We start from the raw sequence: 3,491 nt of genomic DNA, 5'->3' as shown, positions 1-3,491 counted from the left end.
GTGTTGTTGAAAATCAACTAGCACCACGAGTTTAAAACATATTTACAAACGCTTACAAAAGATGTATACTGATATTTGTAAACCGGTTTAATAAAATCTATCAGGAGGATTTTTATGTCACAACACCATCACCAACACAAGAAAATCATGCTTTATTCCACAGTTGTTCTAGGACTTTTTCTCATCTCACTCAACGAAAAGGTTCAAGCTAATGACCTCTCCAACATCCCTTCTACTACTGTTGAAAACATGCAAATAGTAACGCCAGCTCAGGACAGCCTTCATCAAGCTGATAGTAGTCCTGAAGCTCCTACTGATGTCCAAGCTAACCCAGCAACAAGTCCTGATACCGAAACTGAAGCTGTTCCTAGCAATCTCACGCAAACGTCTGAAACTAGCGACAGTCCAATTGTAAACGAGGTATCAGACCTTCCAAGCGCTGCTAATAAACAGCGCACTAATTACGATCAATTACTAAAGGACTGGAATAGTATCATTGCAGGTAATGATGTCTATGATGATAAGAATCCCTACATGGCAGCCTATCATAAAAAGTTAGAGGAGACCGTTGATAAACATATTGCTGATTACAATAGCGCTCCAGATAGAACCTATCTTTGGAAAGACAAAAGTGATTATAAGATTTCAGCCAATCTAACTGCTAGCTATCGTAAACTTGAAGATATTGCCAAACAGGTCACTAACCCCAGTTCAAAATACTATAATGATACTGCTGCCATCGCGCTTGTCAAAAACAGTTTAGAGTTTTTATATCAAAATGCCTATAATGAAAAGACTTATTATCGTCAGGAAAAAGGCAATGCCAGTGTTAACTGGTGGGATTACGAAATTGGTGTACCGCGTGCCATCAATAATACTCTCTCCTTATTAAAGTCGCACTTTACACAAAATGAGATCACTAAATACACACAGCCTATTGAACATTTCGTGCCCGACCCAACATCATTTCGTACGACTAGCACTAATCCAGATTTTCCAACCTTTAAAGCTGCCGTTGCTAACATGACGGATATGGGGCGTGTCAAGTTGATTGCTGGATTGCTTCGTCACGATGACAAGACAATCGCTGACACTATCAAAGCCATTGAAACCGCCTTTACTTTTGTCACTGAAGGCAACGGGTTTTATCAAGATGGCTCACTAATTGATCATGCTGTCACTAACCCAAAGAACCCTCTTTATAATAAAGGGCTTGCCTACAACGGTTCCTATGGCAATGTTCTCATCGATGGATTATCACAACTAATCCCAATTATCCAAAAAACGGGTTCCCCCATGTCCAATGATAAAATGAACGTCATCTATCATTGGATCAATGAAGCCTTCTTACCACTCATGGCGCACGGTGAACTGATGGATATGACACGTGGACGCTCAGTCAGTCGTTCTAATGCTGAAAGCCACGTCGCAGCTGTCGAAGTCCTTCGCGCTATTTTACGGATTGCCGACATGTTAAATGAACCTCAGAAAACAGCTATTAAATCTAGAGTCAAAACAATCGTATCTGAGGGGAACAGCTTTTATGACACCTTCAAAAACTTAAAAACCTACCGTGATATTCAGTTAATGAAGGAGCTTCTAGAAGACCCTAGCATCCCTATTTCAAAAACGCACAGTTATGTCAAATCCTACAACAGTATGGATAAATTAGCAGCTTACAATGCCCAAAAGGATTATGGGATTGGCTTATCCATGTTCTCAGATAAGACACAAAATTTTGAAGCTATGAACAATGAAAACTTGCGTGGCTGGCATACTAGTGATGGGATGTTTTATCTCTACAATGCTGATTTAGGACATTATAGCAATCACTATTGGGCTACTGTTAATCCTTATAAGCTACCTGGCACTACAGAAACAAACGCTAAACGACCTGATGGAACAGCTAAGAATATCAAAGAACAGGCAAAAATGGTAGGGATGGGAACCCTTCCTGATGGTGCATTTGTCAGAAGTCATAAGGTTGATAATACAACTGCTATGGCTGCCATGACCTTTACAAACTTCAATAAAACCCTAACTCTCAATAAAGGTTGGTTTGTACTAGATGGTAGAATTATTTTTGTTGGAAATAATATCCAAAACACCTCCAATGATGAGGCTGCAACAACTATTGAGCAGCGTAAAGAAGATCAGAAACATCCTTATAAGATTTATCTCAATGGAAAAGAAATCAGTCTGACAGATAAAGCTCATGACTATGCTTCAACAAAAAGTGTTTTTCTTGAAACTGATGAAGTCAAACGTAATATCGGCTATGTCTTCTTTAAGCCGACAGCATTATCACTGATGAAGGTACTACAATCTGGTAAGTGGTCCGATATTAATGGTAATGATAAATCTGTCACTGCTAATAAGGTTGTTAACAATACCTTTGTCACTATCTCTCAAGCGCATAAAGAAAATGGCGATAGCTACGCTTATATGATTGTTCCAAATATTAATCGATACGCCTTTGAAGTATTGTTAGCGAAACTTGATGTCAAACTACTTCAAAATGATAGCCATGCTGCTAGCATTTATGATGCTGCTTCAGGACGTCATCTAACCATTGACTTCAACAAAAAAAACTTTGATGTTCAAACAGTAACGCAAACCAAACCAAGCGACAAAAGAAGCTGACGAAGCTAAAGTCCTCGCTAGTGCTGAAGCTACTGTAACAGACGCTGAGACTGCTGCTAAAGCTGGTAAAGACAAGAAAGTCGCCTTTGAGAAAGATGGGCTTATTAATCCAGCTGAAAAAGATGACATTGATGGCTTAAACAAGGCAACAATCGATAAAAAAGCTGCAGCGACAGCATTAGTTGACAAATTGTCAGAAGGCAGAGCAAAGGCAACCCTTGAAGCTCGTCTTGCTAAAGTAACAATCTCAAACGTCATTGTTAACGATGCAAACAGTAATGGTAAAGCAGATAATCAAGAAATCGAAAAACCTGAATTAGAACCAAAACGTGACGACTCAGTGAAAGAAGGCTCAGTGAAAACAAATCAAACAGTTCTCCCGGCAGCAAGCAAACCCTCTGGACGAGATCTGTCGCCTCAACTAGTCAAAAAGTCAACACTATCTCAAATAAAGAGTGGCGAAAATTTGCCAAAGACGGGTGAAAGAAATAACCAATCGACTACCATTTATGGTGGCATAGCAATGGTGCTAGTTGCCTTGTTTACGTCTAGAAAGCGCAAAAGAGATAGCGAAAGTTAATGTCTCATCATTTTATGGCATAAAAATAGCAATAGTTTGCTACAGAAAATTAATCAAATGCATTGGATTAAGCAGTGATTCTCAGAGCCAAAGGCATTTGGCAAGCGAAACTACCATGTATAGGGTGGTAATTCCACTGGCGCACCTAATCGCTTGCTTTGATGGCTAGTCCTTCCAGAGAATGAAATCTTGCTTAATTGATCAACATACTAAAATTAGTAGTGAGGGAAACTCCCATCGGAGATTTCCTCACTACTTTTTCTTTAGG

At 39.4% G+C, this 3,491-nt stretch carries 2 protein-coding genes and 1 pseudogene; all 3 read left to right on the top strand.

What is annotated here, in order from left to right; all coding sequences use genetic code 11:
- Positions 1 to 114: 114 nt before the first annotated feature.
- The 3 genes and pseudogenes from ACMZ6U_RS09810 to ACMZ6U_RS09800 all read left to right on the top strand — a co-directional run bounded on the left by ACMZ6U_RS09810 (position 115) and on the right by ACMZ6U_RS09800 (position 3,223).
- Positions 115 to 2,643, top strand: coding sequence for a polysaccharide lyase 8 family protein (locus tag ACMZ6U_RS09810; RefSeq protein ID WP_416108257.1), 2,529 nt, complete (start codon positions 115 to 117; stop codon positions 2,641 to 2,643).
- Between the two features lie 58 nt (positions 2,644 to 2,701).
- Positions 2,702 to 2,869: pseudogene (locus tag ACMZ6U_RS09805) on the top strand (GA-like domain-containing protein); the annotation flags it as partial.
- A 114-nt stretch (positions 2,870 to 2,983) separates the two neighbouring features.
- Positions 2,984 to 3,223 carry an LPXTG cell wall anchor domain-containing protein gene (locus ACMZ6U_RS09800; protein WP_416108258.1) on the top strand — a complete coding sequence of 80 codons (240 nt, stop codon included), beginning with the start codon at positions 2,984 to 2,986 and terminating at the stop codon, positions 3,221 to 3,223.
- Positions 3,224 to 3,491: the final 268 nt, after the last annotated feature.

Origin of the sequence: Streptococcus pluranimalium (assembly GCF_047785745.1) — a bacterium.
Taxonomy (GTDB): domain Bacteria; phylum Bacillota; class Bacilli; order Lactobacillales; family Streptococcaceae; genus Streptococcus; species Streptococcus pluranimalium_B.
This window is presented reverse-complemented; position numbering and strand designations above follow the sequence as displayed.

Excerpts from the sequence above, each read along its gene's own strand:
- ACMZ6U_RS09810 (WP_416108257.1), top strand. The coding sequence starts at position 115 with ATGTCACAACACCATCACCAACACAAGAAAATCATGCTTTATTCCACA.